Source organism: Polynucleobacter sp. AP-Kaivos-20-H2 (assembly GCF_018882215.1).
GTDB lineage: Bacteria > Pseudomonadota > Gammaproteobacteria > Burkholderiales > Burkholderiaceae > Polynucleobacter.
The window spans coordinates 91504-110655 of record NZ_JACVOX010000003.1 but is presented as its reverse complement, the minus strand read 5'-3'; the positions used below and the strand labels follow the sequence as shown (position 1 = coordinate 110655).

Annotated in this window: 23 protein-coding genes; 7 read left to right on the top strand and 16 right to left on the bottom strand. The window is 45.8% G+C overall.

The window, feature by feature from the left end; genetic code table 11:
• Positions 1 to 11 precede the first annotated feature (11 nt).
• Both ICE89_RS09120 and ICE89_RS09115 read left to right on the top strand, forming a co-directional pair.
• On the top strand, positions 12 to 1445 hold the full coding sequence (locus ICE89_RS09120; RefSeq protein WP_216262845.1) for a S41 family peptidase: 1434 nt from the start codon (positions 12 to 14) through the stop codon (positions 1443 to 1445).
• Between the two features lie 24 nt (positions 1446 to 1469).
• The gene (locus ICE89_RS09115) at positions 1470 to 2222 is read left to right on the top strand and encodes a HesA/MoeB/ThiF family protein (protein WP_216262846.1); all 753 of its coding nucleotides are present in this window, start codon (positions 1470 to 1472) and stop codon (positions 2220 to 2222) included.
• A 16-nt stretch (positions 2223 to 2238) separates the two neighbouring features.
• On the opposite strand, the gene ptsP is transcribed toward ICE89_RS09115, so the two are convergent.
• The 8 genes from ptsP to ICE89_RS09075 form a co-directional block, all read right to left on the bottom strand.
• Positions 2239 to 3990: a phosphoenolpyruvate--protein phosphotransferase gene (gene ptsP, locus ICE89_RS09110; protein ID WP_216262847.1), complete on the bottom strand. Its 1752-nt coding sequence runs from the start codon at positions 3988 to 3990 to the stop codon at positions 2239 to 2241.
• A 5-nt stretch (positions 3991 to 3995) separates the two neighbouring features.
• Positions 3996 to 4265, bottom strand: a complete 270-nt coding sequence (locus ICE89_RS09105; RefSeq protein WP_072582664.1) for an HPr family phosphocarrier protein — start codon at positions 4263 to 4265, stop codon at positions 3996 to 3998.
• A gap of 17 nt (positions 4266 to 4282) precedes the next feature.
• A complete protein-coding gene (locus tag ICE89_RS09100) occupies positions 4283 to 4705 on the bottom strand; it encodes a PTS sugar transporter subunit IIA (protein WP_216262848.1) in 423 nt (140 codons plus the stop codon).
• A 2-nt stretch (positions 4706 to 4707) separates the two neighbouring features.
• Positions 4708 to 5649, bottom strand: coding sequence for a glutathione synthase (gshB, locus tag ICE89_RS09095; protein WP_216262849.1), 942 nt, complete (start codon positions 5647 to 5649; stop codon positions 4708 to 4710).
• 28 nt (positions 5650 to 5677) lie between these two features.
• Entirely contained in the window at positions 5678 to 6976 is a 1299-nt protein-coding gene (gshA, locus tag ICE89_RS09090; RefSeq protein ID WP_072582662.1) for a glutamate--cysteine ligase, read from the bottom strand.
• A 104-nt stretch (positions 6977 to 7080) separates the two neighbouring features.
• Positions 7081 to 8565: an ammonium transporter gene (locus ICE89_RS09085; protein ID WP_216262850.1), complete on the bottom strand. Its 1485-nt coding sequence runs from the start codon at positions 8563 to 8565 to the stop codon at positions 7081 to 7083.
• A gap of 13 nt (positions 8566 to 8578) precedes the next feature.
• Positions 8579 to 8917 carry a P-II family nitrogen regulator gene (locus ICE89_RS09080; protein WP_011903792.1) on the bottom strand — a complete coding sequence of 113 codons (339 nt, stop codon included), beginning with the start codon at positions 8915 to 8917 and terminating at the stop codon, positions 8579 to 8581.
• A gap of 24 nt (positions 8918 to 8941) precedes the next feature.
• On the bottom strand, positions 8942 to 9778 hold the full coding sequence (locus ICE89_RS09075) for a TorF family putative porin (protein WP_216265661.1): 837 nt from the start codon (positions 9776 to 9778) through the stop codon (positions 8942 to 8944).
• A 263-nt stretch (positions 9779 to 10041) separates the two neighbouring features.
• On the opposite strand from ICE89_RS09075, the gene ICE89_RS09070 reads away from it, so the two are divergent.
• The gene (locus tag ICE89_RS09070; RefSeq protein WP_216265660.1) at positions 10042 to 10296 is read left to right on the top strand and encodes an accessory factor UbiK family protein; all 255 of its coding nucleotides are present in this window, start codon (positions 10042 to 10044) and stop codon (positions 10294 to 10296) included.
• 21 nt (positions 10297 to 10317) lie between these two features.
• On the opposite strand, the gene ICE89_RS09065 is transcribed toward ICE89_RS09070, so the two are convergent.
• Genes ICE89_RS09065 through ICE89_RS09035 form a run of 7 tightly spaced genes read right to left on the bottom strand, consistent with a single transcriptional unit; the run spans position 10318 to position 15000 of the window.
• Positions 10318 to 10902, bottom strand: a complete 585-nt coding sequence (locus ICE89_RS09065) for a hypothetical protein (protein WP_255558788.1) — start codon at positions 10900 to 10902, stop codon at positions 10318 to 10320.
• The gene (lipA, locus tag ICE89_RS09060; protein WP_216265658.1) at positions 10895 to 11905 is read right to left on the bottom strand and encodes a lipoyl synthase; all 1011 of its coding nucleotides are present in this window, start codon (positions 11903 to 11905) and stop codon (positions 10895 to 10897) included. The genes ICE89_RS09065 and lipA overlap by 8 nt, the downstream gene beginning before the upstream one ends.
• Positions 11902 to 12546, bottom strand: coding sequence for a lipoyl(octanoyl) transferase LipB (gene lipB, locus ICE89_RS09055; protein WP_216262854.1), 645 nt, complete (start codon positions 12544 to 12546; stop codon positions 11902 to 11904). Before lipB ends, lipA begins: the two co-directional genes overlap by 4 nt.
• 8 nt (positions 12547 to 12554) lie before the next feature.
• Positions 12555 to 12821, bottom strand: a complete 267-nt coding sequence (locus tag ICE89_RS09050) for a YbeD family protein (RefSeq protein WP_215323559.1) — start codon at positions 12819 to 12821, stop codon at positions 12555 to 12557.
• A gap of 19 nt (positions 12822 to 12840) precedes the next feature.
• Positions 12841 to 13554, bottom strand: a complete 714-nt coding sequence (locus ICE89_RS09045; protein ID WP_216265657.1) for an alpha/beta hydrolase — start codon at positions 13552 to 13554, stop codon at positions 12841 to 12843.
• A 26-nt stretch (positions 13555 to 13580) separates the two neighbouring features.
• Positions 13581 to 13889, bottom strand: a complete 309-nt coding sequence (locus ICE89_RS09040; RefSeq protein WP_216265656.1) for a ferredoxin — start codon at positions 13887 to 13889, stop codon at positions 13581 to 13583.
• A 16-nt stretch (positions 13890 to 13905) separates the two neighbouring features.
• The gene (locus tag ICE89_RS09035) at positions 13906 to 15000 is read right to left on the bottom strand and encodes a VanZ family protein (protein WP_216265655.1); all 1095 of its coding nucleotides are present in this window, start codon (positions 14998 to 15000) and stop codon (positions 13906 to 13908) included.
• 37 nt (positions 15001 to 15037) lie between these two features.
• On the opposite strand from ICE89_RS09035, the gene ICE89_RS09030 reads away from it, so the two are divergent.
• Positions 15038 to 15823, top strand: coding sequence for a biotin--[acetyl-CoA-carboxylase] ligase (locus ICE89_RS09030; RefSeq protein ID WP_216265654.1), 786 nt, complete (start codon positions 15038 to 15040; stop codon positions 15821 to 15823).
• Entirely contained in the window at positions 15820 to 16629 is an 810-nt protein-coding gene (locus ICE89_RS09025; protein ID WP_216265653.1) for a type III pantothenate kinase, read from the top strand. The genes ICE89_RS09030 and ICE89_RS09025 overlap by 4 nt, the downstream gene beginning before the upstream one ends.
• Here ICE89_RS09025 and rfaE2 read toward each other — a convergent pair.
• Positions 16626 to 17114, bottom strand: coding sequence for a D-glycero-beta-D-manno-heptose 1-phosphate adenylyltransferase (gene rfaE2, locus ICE89_RS09020; RefSeq protein WP_216262860.1), 489 nt, complete (start codon positions 17112 to 17114; stop codon positions 16626 to 16628). The genes ICE89_RS09025 and rfaE2 overlap by 4 nt on opposite strands.
• A gap of 107 nt (positions 17115 to 17221) precedes the next feature.
• Between rfaE2 and ICE89_RS09015 the strand changes: the two genes are divergently transcribed.
• Together ICE89_RS09015 and ICE89_RS09010 are read left to right on the top strand one after the other, a co-directional pair.
• Positions 17222 to 17776, top strand: a complete 555-nt coding sequence (locus tag ICE89_RS09015) for a glutathione peroxidase (RefSeq protein ID WP_370625359.1) — start codon at positions 17222 to 17224, stop codon at positions 17774 to 17776.
• The gene (locus tag ICE89_RS09010) at positions 17773 to 19149 is read left to right on the top strand and encodes an FAD-dependent oxidoreductase (protein ID WP_216265652.1); all 1377 of its coding nucleotides are present in this window, start codon (positions 17773 to 17775) and stop codon (positions 19147 to 19149) included. Before ICE89_RS09015 ends, ICE89_RS09010 begins: the two co-directional genes overlap by 4 nt.
• The last annotated feature ends 3 nt before the right edge of the window (positions 19150 to 19152 follow it).

The window sequence follows — 19152 nt, the reverse complement described above, 5'->3', positions numbered from 1 at the left end:
GCAAAAGAGATATGCGCCAATTTCTAAAGAATTTCGCCCTAATAACCGTTGGCCTTATTGCCGGCGTAGCAGCCACGATCCAGCTCTCCGCGACTGCCCAGCAAGGCGCCCAGCTCCCACTGGATGAGCTGCGTACGCTCTCCAATGTCTTTGCCCAAATTAAGCGTGAATATGTTGAGCCCATAGAAGATAAGCAACTACTAACAGATGCTGTTAAAGGAATGGTGAGCAGTCTTGATCCACATTCCACTTTCTTAGATAAAAAAGATTTTGCAGAGATGCAAGAGATGACTTCTGGAAAGTTTGCTGGACTTGGCATTGAAATCACTTCTGAAGATGGTGTAGTTAAAGTACTCAATCCAATTGAAGATAGTCCTGCTGCTCGCGCAGGCCTTCAAGCTGGAGATCTCATCACACGCCTTGATGACAAACCAGTACGCGGCATGTCTCTAGACAAAGCTGTGCGCACTATGCGCGGCACTCCTGGAACCAAAATTACGTTGACAGTATTTCGTAAGAGTGAAGAGCGTAGCTTTCCAGTAACGATCACGCGTGCAGAAATTAAAGTTCAATCCGTCAAAACAAAAATTCTGGATAACGATATTGCTTGGGTACGCATCACTAGCTTTCAAGAGCGCACCGTTCCTGATCTTGCTAAAAAATTGACTGATATCGCCAATCAAGATCCAAAGCTCAAAGGCATCATTCTTGACCTGCGCAACAATGGCGGCGGTCTATTACAAGGAGCTGTGGGTGTAGCTGCAGCATTCTTGCCTGCTGATGCAGTCATTGTCTCTACTAAAGGCCAGTCCCCAGATTCAAAACAGGTATTTAATGCAAACCCAGCGATGTACCGTCTAAATGAGTCTGGCGATCCTTTGGCGGGTGTTCCGGCGATGTTTAAGAAATTGCCTATGGTGGTCTTGGTTAACGCTTATTCCGCATCAGCCTCTGAGATTGTGGCTGGCGCACTCCAGGACTATAAACGCGCAACCATTATTGGAAAAACGACCTTTGGTAAGGGCTCTGTCCAAACCGTTCGTCCTTTGACCAATGATTCAGCACTGAAGATTACTACCGCTTATTACTACACCCCAAGTGGCAAGTCGATTCAGGCTTTTGGTGTGAAACCAGATATTCCAGTTGATCAAAATAAAGATGGCGATCCAGATGATGTCTTAATCACTCGCGAGATCGATAGCGAGAAACACTTACGCAATAAGCAATCTGCTGAAGATAAGTTGATTAAAGATCGTGAACAACGTCGCCTCGAAGAGTTGCAGCGCATTGAAGAGAAAAATGCCAAGAAGACTCCTGAAGAAAAAGAGAAGGATAAAAATAAGAAACCGCCTGAACTAGGTAGTGCAGATGACTTCATGCTTTCTCAGGCAGTAGCCTTTATTAATGGCCAGCCTGTGAAGCGCTCTTCATCCAAGCTCGAATAATCTTTTAATCTCTGCGGCTGGCACATGAATGACGAGCAGTTACTTCGATACTCAAGGCACTTGCTGCTTGACGAGATTGATGTTGCTGGCCAAGAGAAGCTTCTCCAATCACATGCATTAGTCATCGGCGGCGGCGGCTTAGGCAGCGCTGCAGCACCCTATTTAGCGTCAGCAGGAGTAGGCCACATTACCCTGATGGATCACGATGAGGTAGAACTCACCAATTTGCAGCGCCAAATCATGCACACCGAAAGTAGTATTGGGAAAAGCAAAGTGGCGTCAGGAAAAGAATTTTTACAAGGTCTTAACTCCAGTATTCAGATTGAAACTATTCAGGCTAAAGCCACAGCTTCGTTATTAGCTGAACTACTGCCAAGCGTTGATGTTGTTCTCGATTGCACAGATAACTTTTCAACCAGACACCTGATTAATGCTGCCTGCGTTAAACATCAAATTCCATTGGTTTCAGGCTCTGCTCTCAAGTTTGATGGTCAAGTGAGCGTCTTTGATCTGCGAAATCCAAGCTCACCATGCTATGCCTGCATCTTTTCTCCAGATGAAGTATTTGAAGAAGTCAGTTGCTCCAGCATGGGCATCTTCTCGCCTCTAGTAGGGATCATTGGAGCCATGCAAGCCGCTCAAGCGCTGCAGGTATTAATTGGTTTTGGAGAGTCCTTGGTGGGCCGCATGTTGCTCTGGAATGGGCGCACGACCCAAATCGATGAAATCCGTATTAGCCGTAATTCCGAGTGCTCGGTATGCGGCTCAGCCCACTAGGCAACGCACTAAATAATTAAGACAGCAGTCGCTCTAGAGCCTTTGCCTGCTCTTCTGGCTCGTATGCTTTCAAGACCCTAGCAACGCGGGCTTTTAACAAGCCGACATTGGCCTGAAGAATTTCCCGCTTGACCAGCAATAACTGGCTGAAGTGCATTGAGAAATCCGTTAAGCCCAAGGCAAGCAATAGCCTGGTTAATGCAGGATCACCAGCCATCTCGCCACAAACAGCCACAGGTACATTGGCACGTTTAGCTTGCTCAATGATATTGGCCAATAAATTCAATATCGCTGGATGCAATGGGTCATATAAATGGGCAACTGCATGATCTGCGCGATCAATCGCCAGCGTGTACTGAATTAAATCATTCGTTCCAATAGAAAGAAAATCGAATCGATTAATAAACAAAGGCAAGACTAAAGCAGCGGCCGGAATCTCAATCATTGCGCCAACTTGAATATTCGGATTAAATGCTTTGCCACGCTGATGCAATTGTTGTTTGGCTTTTTCAATCAGTCTAAATGTTTCATCGATCTCTTTAGCATGCGCCAACATGGGAATCATGATGCGCGCTTGACCATGGGCTGATGCACGCAAGATTGCTCTGAGCTGCGTTAAAAATATTTCAGGCTCTGTTAAAGACCAGCGGATCGCCCGCAAGCCCAGTGGTGATGTGCCTGTTTGAGAAATATCGCCACCGCCGCCCAATGCCTTATCTGCACCAACGTCAATCGTTCTGATGTTGACAGGTAAGCCATGCATTAAATCGACTACGCGACGATATTCTTGATATTGCTGCTCTTCATCTGGCAAAGCCTGCTTACGGTCCATGAATAAAAATTCAGAACGGAATAAACCAACCCCTACAGCACCCAACTTCACCGCCTGAATAGCATCTTCTGGCAATTCAATATTGGCAAACAACTCAATCTCAACACGGTCGGCTGTTTCTGTTTTTGCATGCTTCAACTGTTGGAGCTTACGGGCTTCTTTAAGCACCTGAGTTTGTAGTTTGCGATATTCGGCTAGCAGCTGCTCATCTGGGGCAACTACTACAACTCCTCGATCGCCATCTAGCACCAACCAATCGCCATGACGAATCATTTCGCTGGCATGGCGCACACCAACTACCGCAGGTATTTCCATGCTGCGCGCCACGATAGCCGTATGAGAGGTCTTGCCCCCCAGATCCGTTACGAATCCAGTAAAAGCATGCTCTTTAAAACGCAGCATGTCGTGTGGTGCAATATCGTGAGCAACAATAATTGACTCAACACCAATATCGCTGGTTGGCAAAAAATTGGCATCGTTTAATGGATCTTTTTTCTGTGCATTTAAAGCCTTAATCACGCGTTCAGCAACTTGCCGAATATCATTGGCGCGCTCTTTTAAATACGCATCCTCAATATCTGCAAACTGCTCCAGAAGATCATTGAGCTCAGTGGTTAAAGCCCATGCCGCATTTAAGCGTTGCGTGCGAATGAGTTTAATGGGCTTCTCAGCTAATGCTGGGTCCGCCAATATCATGCCGTGCACATCTAAGAATGCCGCCATCTCTTGCGGCGCATCTTTTGGCAATCCTTGACGCAATTGCTCAAGCTCTAGGCGAACCTGATCAAATGCATCTAATAGCTTTTGTGCTTCAGCCTCTTCTTTGCCAGCTTCAATCAAGTGATGACTGACTTCTAATGCCGCACGAGAAATCAGTACCGCCTTGCCAATGGCAATGCCTTTCGATACTGGAATGCCGTGCAATGCAAAAGTCATACTATTTACTCGCCCTCGCCAAATCGGTCATTAATTAAGGCGGTGAGTGCCTGCATAGCTTCATCTGCTTTTTCTCCAACAGTCTCGAGAGTCACAGTGCTGCCGATACCGGCCGCTAACATCATCACACCCATAATGCTTTTCGCATTAATTTGACGCCCATTACGTGACAAAAATATTTCACAAGGAAACTGAGCAGCTAATTGAGATAGCTTGGCAGAGGCGCGCGCATGCAAGCCTAATTTATTGATGATTTCGATTTCTACCGAAGGCATAGTGTGCTGGCCCTTATCTATTCTTGATTTACTTTTGCACCTAAGCGCAAGATGCCATTCTGTCCACCAGCAAGCGCTTTTTGCGCTAACTCTTCCAGATTTTCTCCACGATGAGAAATGCAACGCATCAGCATAGGTAGGTTTAATCCAGCCAGCACAATGACAGGCGCATTCAATCCCGATAAAGGGCCCAAGGCCTCTAGCTTGCAAGCCACATTAGCAGGGGTTGCGCCCATCACATCTGTCAGGATTAAAACGCCGTTGCCTGTATTCACACCATAAGCAGCCTTCATCACGCGATCAAAGCTTGCCTTGGTATCTTCATGAGGAGGAATATCCACTGCTCGAACACGCTCAGGCAATACACCAAAAGTATGCTCAGCAAACCCCAGCATTGCGCTGGCAACCGGTGTGTGAGCAACGATGACAATTCCAGTCATATTTATGCCAATGCTTTCTCTAAAGCTGCCAACCAAAATTGCGCAACATTAAAGTTGCTTTGGTCAGTAATTTCTACAAAACAAGTAGGGCTCGTCACATTAATTTCAGTAAGATAACCGCCGATTAAATCCAACCCAACTAAGAATAATCCACGCTGATTTAAAACAGGGGCTAATTTTTCAGCAATCCTTTTTTCGGTCTCAGTTAAAGGCATCGCTACGCCTTTGCCACCCGCAGCTAAATTACCCCGAATTTCGCTACCCTGCGGAATGCGAGCTAGAGCAAATGGCACTACCTCTCCGCCAATTAAAAGCACCCGTTTGTCGCCCTGGGCAATTTCTGGCAGAAAGCGTTGAACCATCAGGGTTCTTGCGCCATTCTCACCAAGCGTTTCTACGATGCTAGCAAGATTTAAGCCATCAGCCCCAACCCTAAATACACCCATTCCGCCCATGCCATCTAAGGGCTTAATCACGATATCGCGATGTTCCTGATGAAAAAGCTCTACTGCAGCTAATTCACGCGTGACCAAGGTAGGCGGAATCAGTTCTGGAAACTCTGTAATAGACAGTTTTTCTGAATGATCTCGAACAGCACTCGGCTCGTTAAATACTTTCGCGCCCTGACGTACTGCAGCAGATAACAACCAAGTGGTATTAAGGTATTCAATATCAAAAGGAGGGTCTGTGCGCATAAGCACAGCAGAAAAAGACTTGAGTGTTCGAGACTCAATCTCACCCAACTCAAACCAGTTCGTGGAGCTGGGCTTAATGACCAAAGACTGGCAATCAGCCACCACAAAATTATCTCTCCACAACACATTGCGACTTTGACAAAACCACAAGTGGTGTCCCGCCTCTTGCGCTGCTCGCATCATTGCGAGTGTGGAATCTTTTTGAATCTTAAAAGATTCAAGGGGGTCTGCAATAAAAAGAAGGTTCATTATTTCTATTGAGAGATTGGTGATTTATTTATGCGGCTTCAGCATTGGGATCGGTTCGCTCTAGCTCCAATGATGCAGCAAGCAGCGCTAAGCGAGCAACTACACCATACAGATAGAAGCGATTTGGAGCGGCGCTACCTGGCTTAGCCCCTAGATCGGGCATCGAGTTTTGCTCAAAGGCTAGAGGCACAAAGTGCATGCCAGGAGCATTGAGATTCTCATCCGGACCGCGGTCAGTATGAACGCGATAGAAGCCGCCAATGACGTAACGATCAATCATGTAAACCACGGGCTCAGCAACCGCTTCATTGACCTTCTCGAAGGTATACACACCCTCCTGAATCAATACATCGCTGACCTCAAGGCCTTCCTTAACTACACTCATCTTGTTGCGGTCTTTACGATTCAAGCCCTTTAGCTGCGCGGGATCATTGACTACCATCACGCCCATGCCATAAGTGCCGGCATCAGCTTTTACTACGACATAAGGCTTCTCTTTAATACCGTATTCACGGTACTTCTTGGCAGTCTTTTTTAAGACTTGCTCTACAGCAGTTTGAAGTTCGTCTTCGCCCTTGCGCTCATGGAAATTAATATTAGAGCAACTAGTAAAGTAAGGGTTGATCATCCATGGATCGATATCAACTACTTTGGCAAATTTCTTCGCCACTTCTTCATATGCGGCAAAGTGATTTGATTTACGACGCACATGCCAGCCAGCGTGCAAGCCTGGCAGTAAGTACTGCTCATAAATATTCTCCAGAATCGGAGGGATGCCTGCGGATAAGTCGTTATTTAATAGAATCGAGCAAGGATCAAAATCTTTTAGACCTAAGCGTTGCTTCTTGAGACCCAATCGAGAAAGCGGCTCCATCAATAAGCGATTGCCATCAGGCAAATCAATCCAGGTTGGCTTCTTAATTTCTTCGGAGAAAGTACCCAGCCGAACATTCAAGCCGGCTTGACGCAAAATCGAAGACAAGCGCGCAATGTTCTGCAAATAGAAAGTATTGCGTGTATGACGCTCTGGGATCAGCAATAAGTTTTTAGCCTCAGGGCAAATCTTTTCAATGGCAGCCATGGCAGCTTGAACGGCAAGCGGCAACATCTGCGGTGAAAGGTTATTAAACCCTCCAGGAAAAAGATTGGTATCAACTGGGGCTAACTTAAAGCCAGAATTGCGTAAATCGACTGAACAGTAGAAAGGCGGAGTATGTTCTTGCCACTCTAGCCTGAACCAACGCTCAATGGTTGGGGTCGCTTCTAGAACCTTTGACTCTAATTCGAGCAAAGGGCCGGTGAGTGCAGTAATGAGATGTGGAACCATTCCACCATTGTAAGATTATTAAAAGAAAGACGCGGGATCCGAGGATCCCGCGCTGAAAACTAGGCAACCAACCAGGGCCGCCCAGTGAGGGGTAAATCTACCGATTAAGACTCGTAAGCGGTCTCGCCGTGTGAGCTGATATCCAAGCCTTCGCGCTCTTCTTCTTCCTTAACGCGCAAACCAATCACGATATCGATCAATTTGAAGGCTACGAAAGAAACTACGCCAGACCAAATTACAGTGGTAATTACGCCTTGAGCTTGGATCCACAATTGGCTAGCAACAGAGTAATCAGGAGCAACTGCATTAGCTACATAATCCCAGATACCTGTTCCACCCAAAGCTGGGTCAGCGAATACACCAGTCAACAATGCACCAGTAATACCACCTACGCCGTGAACACCAAACACGTCCAAGCTGTCGTCTGAACCCAAAATCTTCTTGAGACCAGTAACACCCCAGAGGCAGATTACGCCAGCGATGACACCGATTACGATTGCGCCCATTGGGCCAACGAAACCAGCAGCAGGAGTAATTGCAACCAAACCAGCTACGCAACCAGATGCAGCGCCCAACATTGATGGCTTGCCTTTGAGAACCCACTCAGCAACTGACCAACCCAATACAGCAGCAGCAGTAGCTAAATAAGTATTCACGAATGCCAAGGCAGCGCTACCGTTTGCTTCAAGAGCTGAACCAGCATTGAAACCAAACCAGCCGAACCACAATAAAGCAGCACCAGTCATTACATAAACTAAGTTATGTGGCTTCATTGCTTCTTTGCCGTAACCAATGCGCTTGCCGATTACAAAGGAACCCACTAAACCAGCGATCGCAGCATTGATATGCACAACGGTACCACCAGCAAAGTCGAGAACACCTTTTTGCCACAACCAACCAGCACGAGCAGTAATTGCTTCGAGTGATGCAGCATCTTTGATGTCATCTGGACCAGGCCAGAACCAGACCATGTGAGCGATTGGCAGGTAGCTCAAAGTGAACCAAATCACCATGAATACCAGGATTGCAGAGAACTTAGCGCGCTCAGCAAAAGAGCCAATGATCAAGCAGCAAGTGATCGTTGCGAACACTGCTTGGAAAGCCATAAATACATACTCAGGAATCACAACACCCTTACTAAAGGTTGCTGCTACTGAGTCTGGATTCATGCCGCCCAAGAAGAGACGATCTAATCCACCGATGAATGCTCCGCCTTCCGTGAATGCAAAGCTATAGCCATAAATCGCCCATAGCACTGAAATCAAAGAGAAGACCATGAAACATTGCATACAGATAGACAAGATGTTCTTGCTACGCGTCAAACCGCCGTAGAACAACGCCAAGCCAGGCAGAGTCATCAACAGCACTAATGCTGTACAGACCATCATCCAAGCAGTGTCACCTTTATTGCACTTTTCAGAGCAAAGAACAGGAGCAGGTTCTGCAGCTGCAGGAGTAGCAGCAGGAGCTGTTACAGCTGGTTTTTTAACTTCATCAGCATGCGCTGGCGAAGTAACCATTACACCAGTAGCGCCAATGGCCAAAGCCATAGCACCACCAGCAACGAGTCGTTTCATCCAAGTTAACATTTTGAACCTCTCTTTAAAGTGCTGACGCGCCGGTTTCACCGGTACGAATGCGAATGACGTGCTCAACTGGAGAGACAAAAATCTTGCCATCACCAATCTTGCCAGTACGTGCTGATTTTTCAATTGCTTCAATCGCACGCTCCAAGATGCCATCTTCAACAGCAGCTTCAATTTTTACTTTAGGTAAAAAGTCGACAACATACTCAGCACCACGATACAACTCGGTGTGACCTTTTTGACGACCAAAGCCTTTAACTTCAGTGACGGTAATGCCCGAAACTCCTACTTCCGAGAGAGCTTCGCGCACTTCGTCAAGCTTGAAGGGCTTGATGATTGCGGTAATTAATTTCATGTGTTTCTCCGTTCAGAGTGGAAATTAGAAAGTTTTGGTAAGTGAAACGATGCCAGTGGATCCACCCAAGTTTTTGCCTGATGGACTTTGGTAAGCATAGGTGCTACCAGTCTTAGCTGCGTTGGTGCCAATATATGCTGCAGCTAAAGATAAGCCTCCGCCAAAGTCTTTAGTTAAACCAAGCTTCCAGTCTGTGTAATTCGCAGTTGGAACGCCTTTAACAACAGCTTGACCGGCAATGTATTGATAGCCAACGTGTGCATTAACTGCTAGACCCCAAATACCCGTGTCATAGTTTGCAGTTAAATCCGGATAGTAGGAACCGTTACTATTTGCAAATCCGAATGTATTAGATACAGCATAAGAGAACTTAGCAAAGCCTGTTACCGGGCCAAATGTAAAGTTTTGAGCAGCGTAGATCTCAGTTGTATTTGGGTTGGTATATGAAGATGGTAAACCAGTAGTCGGATAGTAGTACTGCAAAACTCCGAGGTCTGAAGCAAAACCTTCGCCGATCAACTCTTTCTTGATACCTGCATAGAAGTCCATTTCAATAGGTGCAGATACGTTCTTGGTACCGCCAGCGCTTGCCGCGTCTGAAATCCAGCTAATAGAGCTGTTCCAGTTACCAATATAGAAACCGCTTTCATGCGCGTAATCAAAACCACCCTGAATGGCAGGCTTAAAGTTTGACTGAGAAATACCACGGTAACGATAATCACTAACTACAGTTACGTTAGCAGTAATAGGGCTTACTTCAGGCGCCGCTGGTTCGTCAGCAGCAAAAGCTACTGTAGTTGTGAGGCCTGCCAACAAAGTTACTGCTACCGCAGAGATTGCTGTCTTTTGCAAAGTTTTCATGAACTACTCCTTACTGGTTGTATTAAAAAATGGGTTGAATGCTTATTGCATGGGGTGATATTGAATCCCTGGGAATTCACGGCTTTGTCACAAATCCCCCAAATAAGGCAAATGCCCTTTTTTGGTGCTAAATATTGCACCTGAAGGGTGAATATGGGGCATTTTTCGGGTTTTAACCCCTTTTTGGGCAGTTTTACGCATACAACTTAAAATACGAATGTGTATCTTTTCTGCAACTCTCAATAGAACTGCGAACCCTCATCATGCAAAAACCAGGCGAAATCCTCGAGCAAATCCAACGTATCGCAAACGATATGCAAAACAAAGTTAGTGATGCCATTCGTAATTCGCCGGCTCAAGAGATTGAAAAGAATGTACGCGCCATGATGAATCAAGGATTTCAGAAAATGGATTTAGTAACGCGCGAAGAGTTTGATCTTCAAAGCAAAGTGCTTGCTAAGACGCGTGAAAAGTTAGAGGCGCTTGAAGCTAAAGTTGCTGCACTAGAAAAACAATAATTAAATGATCTTCTCTTCAGACTACTCTGGAGAAAAATCACTAAAGAAGTTTTCATACTCTTCTTTAGACAACAAAGTGTTTGCACTCTCCGTGCCTAGATTGGCATGCAAGACTGAGATCTGATAAATCCAGTTATCGCCATTCGGCGCAACTCGATTAATCCAACGAACGCGCATAAGTTGCTGCGATTTACCGTTGGATTTCAAATCCAGAAAATAATCTTTGATCGGTAAACGCTGTCGATCTGCTGTTTTATAAAAAGCATCCTCAACAGTGACGTCACCACCAGATGCTTTTGTCCCATTAATTAAATTAGCCTGTAATTGCGAAAGTAACTTACTTATTGAGGCACTTTGATTGGCCCGCAACTGGATAGTGCTGACCGAGTAAATATCATCATCAATTTTTACCGCTTCAAGTGTCTGTAAAAGTTCTTGATCAAGATAAGGAATGCGGCGCTCTAATTTGTCTGGTTTGCCAGGAAATAAAGCGGTATATCTCTCTTGCGGTGCTTGGACTGTACGCCAATCTAATTTAGGACTACATGCAATCAGAAAAATGAAAGTCGCTAGTAGGGTGGCGGCTTTAAATATCCCTTTAGACAACCCCAGCTCCATGCGCCTGTTGATCTGCGTGATAGCTTGAGCGCACCATAGCACCTACAGCCGCATGAGAGAAGCCCATTTCATACGCCTTTTCCTCAAACATCTTAAAGACGTCGGGATGAACGTAACGCGTAACAGGTAGATGATGTCCTGACGGGGCAAGATACTGACCAATAGTGAGCATGTCGATATTGTGCTCACGCATATCGCGCATCACTTCTAAGATTTCTTCATCTGTTTCACCAAGACCCACCATTAAGCCGCTTTTGGTGGGGACATGAGGAAAGCGCTCTTTAAAATCTTTCAAGAGCTTTAAAGAATGCAAATAATCTGCACCCGGTCTAGCCTGTTTGTATAAACGTGGCACTGTTTCGAGGTTGTGATTCATCACATCAGGCAAACCACTAGGCGCATGCTGAGCAAAAATATCTAACGCTTTATCTAGGCGGCCACGGAAATCAGGCACCAACACTTCAATACGGGTATTCGGGGAGAGTCCACGTGATTGAGAAATGCAATCGACATAGTGCATTGCGCCACCATCGCGCAGATCGTCACGATCCACGCTAGTGATAACGACATAGTTCAGTTTGAGCGCAGCAATAGTACGCGCTAAATTAGCAGGCTCTTTTGCATCAAGAGGATCTGGTCTACCGTGACCTACGTCACAGAACGGACAACGACGAGTGCACTTATCACCCATGATCATGAAAGTGGCAGTCCCTTTACCAAAGCATTCACCTATATTGGGGCAGCTGGCTTCTTCACAAACAGTCACTAACTCGTTCTCGCGCAAAATCTTTTTGATTTCAGAAAAGCGAGAATTATTAGAGGCCGCCTTCACCCGAATCCAGTCAGGCTTTTTCAATACCTCTGTTAAAGGAATGATTTTGATTGGAATGCGCGCAGTCTTCTCACTTGATTTTTGTTTACGTGATGCGTCGTAATTGAGGTCTTGGCGCGCCTCGATAGGTGTCTTGGTGTCAGGCTTATTTGTGGTCATGATGGCATCAGTTGCTTTTGTAAATGCTGCAAAAGCCTTTGGCTAATAGTGTCTATATTGTCCTTGATCCCAAGGGTTTGCATGTCGACTGTCTTTAAACCCTCATACCCACAGGGGTGGATACGCTGAAAGGCCTCTAAATCGGTAGCGACATTCAGGGCTAGACCATGATAGGAGCAGCTTTTGGATACTTTAAGGCCCAAGGCCGCCACCTTAGCACCAATCCATTCTGATGGCACTCCTGACTGCTGAGAGACGTAAATTCCCGGAGCCCCCGGATGCCTTTCAGCCTTAATCCCAAAATCGGCCAGAGTATCTATCAGCGCTTGCTCTATACGAGAGACCAATTCTTTTACAAAGATCCCTAGACGCTTTAAATCTAGCAAAAGGTAAACCACGATTTGGCCTGGCCCGTGATAGGTAATCTCTCCACCCCGATCCACTTGCACGAGTGGAATTTGATTGCTGGGTGAATGCAAGTTACCCACATCGCCTGCCAAACCTAAAGTGAAAACAGGGGGATGTTCTAAGACCCAAATTTCATCGGGCGTTTCACTGTTACGCTCTTTAGTAAAGAGTTTCATCGCCTCATACGTAGAGGCGTAATCTGCTAAACCCAATTGTTTTACTAAAACCGACATGAATTCAATTACAGAACAATACTAACCAATGGATGAGTGGACAAGGTTCTATACAACTCATCTAACTGTTCACGGCTAGTCGCAGTAATTGGTAAAGTAATGCCGAGGTAATTTCCATCCTTAGAAGGACGTTGCTCCACTTTGCTCTCGTCAAACGTAGGATCAAATTGTTTGGCAATATGCATTATCGCTGGAAGATACTCTGGGTTTGCTTTACCCATGACCTTGATAGGAAATAATGATGGGTACTCGATTAATGATTTTTCTTCGGCCATATAGTCTTTCTATTTCTAATTACTTACGATGGTCTGGCATGCCCAACCATGCGCCAGTAATGATGTTGCGAATGCAATGCAAGCGGCGATGGAAAAAGTGATCTGCGCCAGGCACTACTTGCACAGTCAACTCTTGCGGACGCGCCCAATCTAAAACATCAAGCAAGGGAATGGTTTCATCCAGTTCCCCATGAATCAAAATCGTATCCGCGGGCACTGGAGCCAGAGTCCATTTGCCTGCAGCGCTACCCACCATCACCAGTCGCTCAGCCGAACGACCCAAGTCTGAAAGTCTCTGCACTAAGTGACTACCAACAAAACTTCCAAAAGAAAAACCTGAAACTACTAGCGGCAGGGTATTGGCATCTCCTACCCAGGATTGATTCGCAGTTGCTTCAAATTGACTCCAACTTGATGGTGTACGCATCCAATCGGTTACATGAAGCAAGTCCTCTAACTCCCCAACACCATCATCATGAACACCCTCAGTTCCACCTACACCGCGAAAGTTTGGGCGCACGCTGACGTAACCCAACTGGTTAAAAGCACGTGCCATGGTTTGAGCCACCTTGTTATCCATCGTGCCACCCATCAATGGATGGGGATGTGCCACGAGGGCCAAGCCACGCACAGCAAATGCAGGATCATTTTTTAATTCATCTGGCAGATCAATAGACATTTCCATTGATCCAACAATGCCTTCAATCTGTATTACTTTTGTACGGCTATTCATAAAAAACTTTCAACTCTCTTTAATGGCTAAGCTAATTGCAAGCGTTCTACTGGACGCCCTTCGATCAAATGAGACTGAATAATTTCTTCAACATCATCTACATCAACCATGGTGTACCAAACACCCTCTGGATAGATAACCACGACTGGGCCGTCAGCACAGCGATCCAAGCATCCCGCCTTATTCACCCGAATTTTTCCTGGGCCCGCAAGGCCAAGCTCTTTCACTCTCTTCTTAGCATAGTCAAACAAGGCAAAAGCATTATGTTGATCGCAACAATCTTCACCATTGGCGCGCTGATTAAGACAAAAAAACAGGTGGTGTGAAAAACTCATAGAAAAAATATATTCATCAATGTTTCGGTTTAAATTCAACAGCACTTCGAACCATCCAAGTCAGTGCCAGAGGTAACCATACTACGGAAACCCATTGCATCAACTCATTAAAGTGCAATAGGCGCCCTTGATACCAGTGTCTGAGCGTCAGAATGAAATATGGATTGTCTGGCAAAACATTAACCGCTATTGTGGTTCCCAGTAAGCAAATCAAAGCTAACCAAAACTTCGTCATTTGCTTGAGCCTTAACGTCCATCTTAATAAGATGCTGCCCAGTACCATTCCCCATAGAGCTCCAGCCGTAAGCCAGATCAAACTAAACTCAGCGCCAAATTGAAGGGCGGTAAATAGAGTCTTCACCATCACAGTTAGCCCAAGCAGTCCATTGAGAATGCGCCACTGGGGGGCTTTAGTGCGAAACCCCAGAGAGAGCAACAGGGCCACCCCAAGCCAGCATAGCGAGGTGATTAACGCCTCTTGAATGACCTGATTGATCACCACAGTACCCCAATCGACCGAGCCAAATATGGCATGCCCCCATACGCCCGTACCAAGCCAAGAGCTTTGTGGATAAATTTGTGACCAGGGAAATAATAAAAATAGAGCACACGCTGCCCAATTAAGGCCAAACCATTGATCAAAGCGCCGACGAATTGCGCTTCCAGAAAGCCATTGTGGTCCTAGAGGAATGGCTAATAAGCCCCCTAGCAATCCTCCTAATATATTGGCCCACCAGTCCATCTGGCTCGGGATGCGAGTAGGCACCCAAGACTGCAATGTTTCTACACCTAGCGCCAGGGCCGCACTCAAGCTAAGGGCAATTCCAAGAGCTACGTAGTTACGCCAACGGGGATAGGCAGCAAACATCACCAAAAATCCAAATGGAATATAAGCCAAGATATTGACCGATACATCAAATAGGGTCATAAAGCGAGGTAGCGGAGCATCCAACCACGCCCAAGCAGAGATCCCATTCTGAAAATCAAAGTCAAAGGGGTTCAGGCTTACATAGATGATCAAAAGCGCGTAGCTTAAGCTCATAGCCCTCGCTAAGGGCATAGCCTGTAGTGGCCATACCAGCTTCCGAGGTCGTTGATCTTTTTGATCCATCCCACAATTCTAGGTCAGACCTTTCTACAATGGCGGAATGACTGCAAATTGCATACTTGAGCGTGTTACTGAGACTAGATCCACCAATGACGATCTGATGAGTCGCTGGCGTGCAGGGGAACTCATTGATCCAGTGGCTCGGATTGCCCACAAGCAAACTGCGGGCAAAGGCAGGGCAGGCCGAGCATGGCTAGCCAACCCTGATGACTCACTTTGCTTCTCTCTCGCATTTCCATTTAAAAGAACTCCAACCGAACTCAGCGGACTCAGCTTATTAGTTGGTCTTGCAGTGATAGAAGGTGTTGCACAAGCTTGCAATCTAAGTGAGAAAGCGCTTCAAGAGGCTGGCCTGCAACTGAAATGGCCCAATGACTTATTGCTGAACAAGCACAAACTCGGCGGCATCCTTATTGAAGGCGGCCAAGCAAAAGCGGGTGATCCTACTTGGATGATTATTGGGGTTGGCATTAACTTGTGCAATCCAGAAGCAATTGAAGCAAATCTAGATACTGGCCTGAAAGTGGGTTCACTTGCTCAACTGACGAAATCACTCCCTGATACAGAATATCTCTGGCTCAAACTGATTACTTCACTCGAACACAATCTTGCCGAATTTGACCTGCATGGATTTAAGGCTTGTAAAGAACGTTGGATGGGTTGGGATGCCTATCGAGATCAAGCGGTGTGTATTTCGGGCGCAGGTCAGGATCCTATTCATGGCATTGCAAAAGGTGTGGATGAGGTAGGGGCATTACTATTGCAACAAGAAAACAAAACCATCGCCATTCATGCAGGTGATGTCTCATTTCGGATTCAATCATGAGCCTTTATTTATTTTTTGATGTTGGTAATACGCGCCTGAAGTGGGCAGCTGTGGAGTCAACACAAAATCCTAGCGCTCAACAAAAAAAGTTATGGGCATACTCAGGCTCTATTAGCAGTAAGTCTTTGCAATCAGCAGAACATCGAGCTGAGTTGGCTGACTATATTGCTAAAACCTTACCAAAGCCTGCAGCTATTGGCTTTGCCTGCGTTGCTGGCCAAGAGGCAATCACTAATCTCAAATCACTATTTCCACAATGGAGTGATTTAGACTGGAGGCAACTCAAAGGGGATAGTGCTTATGTAGGGATGCGTAGCCTGTATCAAGATCCTAGCAAGCTCGGCGCAGATCGCTGGGCCGCACTGATTGGGGCGCGCGTTTTATCGAACAAAAACACTTTGATTGTGAATGCCGGTACTGCCACTACCATTGATTTACTGGGTTCTACCGGCGTACATTACGGCGGATGGATTTTGCCCGGTCTTGGATTAATGCAAGAAAGTCTAGCAAACAATACTGCGCAGCTAGGCTTGGCTACACGCGCAGAACATCATGGGTTTGGATCCTCCACTAATGACGCAATCATTGGAGGTTGTGATGCAGCGCAAGTTGGCGCAATTCTGTATGGCGTACAGCATGCAAAAGAATTAAATCTTCCCATCGAAAAAATTTGGCTTGATGGCGGAAATGCCAAAGTCCTAGCGCAAGAAATTACAAAAACTAATTTACCAATCAAGCAAGCCGTGGAAGTAAGCGAAGGATTAGTACTACGCGGTACCTGGGCGTGGTTACTGCAAAACCTTTAAGAGCGGATCTTACCCAACAGGCTTGTAGTTGAGCGCTCATATAGGAAAGGTATCGCAACTGCTTTACCACCCCAACTTTTAACCAGGTGGGTTTCTGCCAAAGTGTCAATATCGTAATCACCGCCCTTGACGTAAATATCAGGACGAATTTTTTCAATCAAATTGACTGGCGTTTGTTCGGTAAACAACACAGTCATATCCACACTTTCCAATGCAGCCAATAAAGCCTGGCGATCAGCCTCTGAATTAATGGGTCTGTCATCGCCCTTACCCAACATCTTCACTGAGGCATCAGAATTCACGCCCACCACCAAGCTAGCCCCCAGAGCACGGGCTTGGGCCAAATAACTGGCATGGCCACGGTGCAGGATATCGAAGACCCCATTAGTAAATACCAATGGTCTAGGAAGATTTTCCAGGCGAGTAGCAAGCTGTTCTGGTGAGCAGACTTTTGCTTCAAAAGCGGGGGGTGGCAAATGACTCATAACCCAATATTAATGGCATTCTTGCGAGGCCAGCGATATTAGCCAGAATGTCTTAGACTTGGCTTCTCACTCGTGAATAAAAAAGGTGCAATATGCCCCGTTTTGTAATGAACTGCCTATTTGGGCTATTTGCATTCTTGTCTGGATTTCAGCTAGCCAATGCTGCGCCCACTTGTAGCCCTCTGCTCTCCCATACTTTTCCTCGCTTACAGGATGAAGCGCCGCAAAACCTTTGCCAATATCAAGGGAAAGTCATATTGGTAGTAAATACAGCCAGCTTTTGCGGCTTTACAAGCCAATATGAAGGTCTTGAGAAGATTTACGCCAAATACAAAGATCAAGGCTTTGTCATTCTGGGCTTTCCTTCTAATGACTTTGGACAACAGGAACCTGGTAGCAATAAAGAGATTGCCGATTTCTGCAAGAACACCTATGACGTAAAATTTCCAATGTTTGCTAAGAGCACGGTTTCTGGCAGCAACCCAAACCCCCTATTTAAGATGTTGATTGCTAAAACTGGCACAACTCCAAAGTGGAATTTTTATAAGTATTTAATCGATCGAAATGGTAATGTGGTTGATTCGTTTGGAAGCGTTACCAAACCCACCAGTAGCAGCATTACAAATGAAATTGAAAAGCTTTTAGGAGAAAAAGCTCAGTGAGTAAAAAAAGAATTGCCATTATTGGCGCAGGCATCTCTGGATTAGGCTGTGCCTACGCCTTAAGACAACATCCTGAATTTGAAATTACCTTATATGAAGCTGGCGATCACATTGGTGGCCACAGCAATACTGTTGACATCACTTGTAATATCGGTGGAAATGAAATCACACACGGTATAGACACTGGGTTTCTGGTATTTAACCGCAAGACTTATCCACGTCTCGTTCGTTTATTCGAAGAAATTCAAGCACCAGTAGCCCCCTCAGAAATGTCTTTTTCTGTATCGATTGATACCGCTAGCAAATCTGGGGCGGGGAAAAAGATTGAATGGGCTGGCAACGACATCAATTCTTTTTTTGGACAAAGATCTAATCTCCTGTCTCCATCATTTTGGAGAATGGCCTATGACATCATGCGTTTTAATCGTTTGGCCACTCAGTTAGCGCATGACCAAATTGAAGCTGGTCATCAATACAAAGAGCCTGATGAAAAAATTGCCGATTTTTTAAAACGTCACCGCTTTAGCCAAAGCTTTAAAGAGAATTACTTTCTACCTATGATCGGCGCCATCTGGTCTTGTTCAGTCGAACAGATGCTCGAGTTCCCTATTCAAACCATGGTGCGCTTCTGCCATAACCACGGCCTTTTGCAAATCCAAAATCGCCCGCAATGGTTGACCATCAAGGGTGGCTCACGAGAATATGTAAAACGCCTTGTGACAGCGCTAGAAAAATATGGAGTGGCCATTAAAAGGGAATGCATCCTAAGAGTAAATACAGGTCATGATGGCGGGCCAGTTGAGGTTATCAGTCAAGCTGGCTCAGCCCATTTCGATGAAGTCATCATGGCTTGTCACAGCGACCAAACATTAGATTTAGTTCATGGCATTGACCAACAATCAAGAAATATCCTGGCATCAGTTCCATACCAAAAGAATCGAGCAATATTACATACCGATATTCGTTTCTTGCCAGATGTAAAACGTTGTTGGGCTGCGTGGAATTACACCGCTAAATCCGGCGCTAAACCCAATACAAAACAACACGTCAGCGTTAACTACTTAATTAATCGTCTGCAACCTCTACCAGCTCAACTTCAAGACACCCAAATTATTGTGAGCTTAAATCCCTCGGAAGAGCCAGATCCAAAACTTGTGCATCAAGAGATTCACTATTCACATCCCGTCTTTGATATGAGTGCGATACAAGCTCAGAAGGAGCTGCCCTTAATTCAAGGTACATCCTCCATTTGGTATTGCGGTGCTTGGACGGGATTTGGATTTCATGAGGATGGTTTACGCTCTGGAGAATTGGTTGCAGAAGCTTTAATTGAAAGCATTCGACAACCGATTAAAACCAAACAAGATGTGTAGTTG

Bases quoted from the DNA above. Each gene is read 5' to 3' on its own strand.
- gshB (WP_216262849.1), bottom strand. From the start codon at position 5,649: ATGAACCTTCTTTTTATTGCAGACCCCCTTGAATCTTTTAAGATTCAA.
- ICE89_RS09035 (WP_216265655.1), bottom strand. From the start codon at position 15,000: ATGGATCAAAAAGATCAACGACCTCGGAAGCTGGTATGGCCACTACAG.
- ICE89_RS09025 (WP_216265653.1), top strand. From the start codon at position 15,820: ATGAGCCTTTATTTATTTTTTGATGTTGGTAATACGCGCCTGAAGTGG.
- ICE89_RS09050 (WP_215323559.1), bottom strand. From the start codon at position 12,821: ATGGCCGAAGAAAAATCATTAATCGAGTACCCATCATTATTTCCTATC.
- ICE89_RS09105 (WP_072582664.1), bottom strand. From the start codon at position 4,265: ATGCCTTCGGTAGAAATCGAAATCATCAATAAATTAGGCTTGCATGCG.
- ICE89_RS09075 (WP_216265661.1), bottom strand. From the start codon at position 9,778: ATGAAAACTTTGCAAAAGACAGCAATCTCTGCGGTAGCAGTAACTTTG.
- ICE89_RS09040 (WP_216265656.1), bottom strand. From the start codon at position 13,889: ATGAGTTTTTCACACCACCTGTTTTTTTGTCTTAATCAGCGCGCCAAT.
- lipB (WP_216262854.1), bottom strand. From the start codon at position 12,546: ATGTCGGTTTTAGTAAAACAATTGGGTTTAGCAGATTACGCCTCTACG.
- ICE89_RS09085 (WP_216262850.1), bottom strand. From the start codon at position 8,565: ATGTTAACTTGGATGAAACGACTCGTTGCTGGTGGTGCTATGGCTTTG.
- ICE89_RS09030 (WP_216265654.1), top strand. From the start codon at position 15,038: ATGACTGCAAATTGCATACTTGAGCGTGTTACTGAGACTAGATCCACC.
- ptsP (WP_216262847.1), bottom strand. From the start codon at position 3,990: ATGACTTTTGCATTGCACGGCATTCCAGTATCGAAAGGCATTGCCATT.
- ICE89_RS09015 (WP_370625359.1), top strand. From the start codon at position 17,222: ATGAACTGCCTATTTGGGCTATTTGCATTCTTGTCTGGATTTCAGCTA.
- ICE89_RS09120 (WP_216262845.1), top strand. From the start codon at position 12: ATGCGCCAATTTCTAAAGAATTTCGCCCTAATAACCGTTGGCCTTATT.
- rfaE2 (WP_216262860.1), bottom strand. From the start codon at position 17,114: ATGAGTCATTTGCCACCCCCCGCTTTTGAAGCAAAAGTCTGCTCACCA.
- ICE89_RS09080 (WP_011903792.1), bottom strand. From the start codon at position 8,917: ATGAAATTAATTACCGCAATCATCAAGCCCTTCAAGCTTGACGAAGTG.
- gshA (WP_072582662.1), bottom strand. From the start codon at position 6,976: ATGGTTCCACATCTCATTACTGCACTCACCGGCCCTTTGCTCGAATTA.
- ICE89_RS09115 (WP_216262846.1), top strand. From the start codon at position 1,470: ATGAATGACGAGCAGTTACTTCGATACTCAAGGCACTTGCTGCTTGAC.
- ICE89_RS09045 (WP_216265657.1), bottom strand. From the start codon at position 13,554: ATGAATAGCCGTACAAAAGTAATACAGATTGAAGGCATTGTTGGATCA.
- ICE89_RS09100 (WP_216262848.1), bottom strand. From the start codon at position 4,705: ATGACTGGAATTGTCATCGTTGCTCACACACCGGTTGCCAGCGCAATG.
- ICE89_RS09070 (WP_216265660.1), top strand. From the start codon at position 10,042: ATGCAAAAACCAGGCGAAATCCTCGAGCAAATCCAACGTATCGCAAAC.
- lipA (WP_216265658.1), bottom strand. From the start codon at position 11,905: ATGACCACAAATAAGCCTGACACCAAGACACCTATCGAGGCGCGCCAA.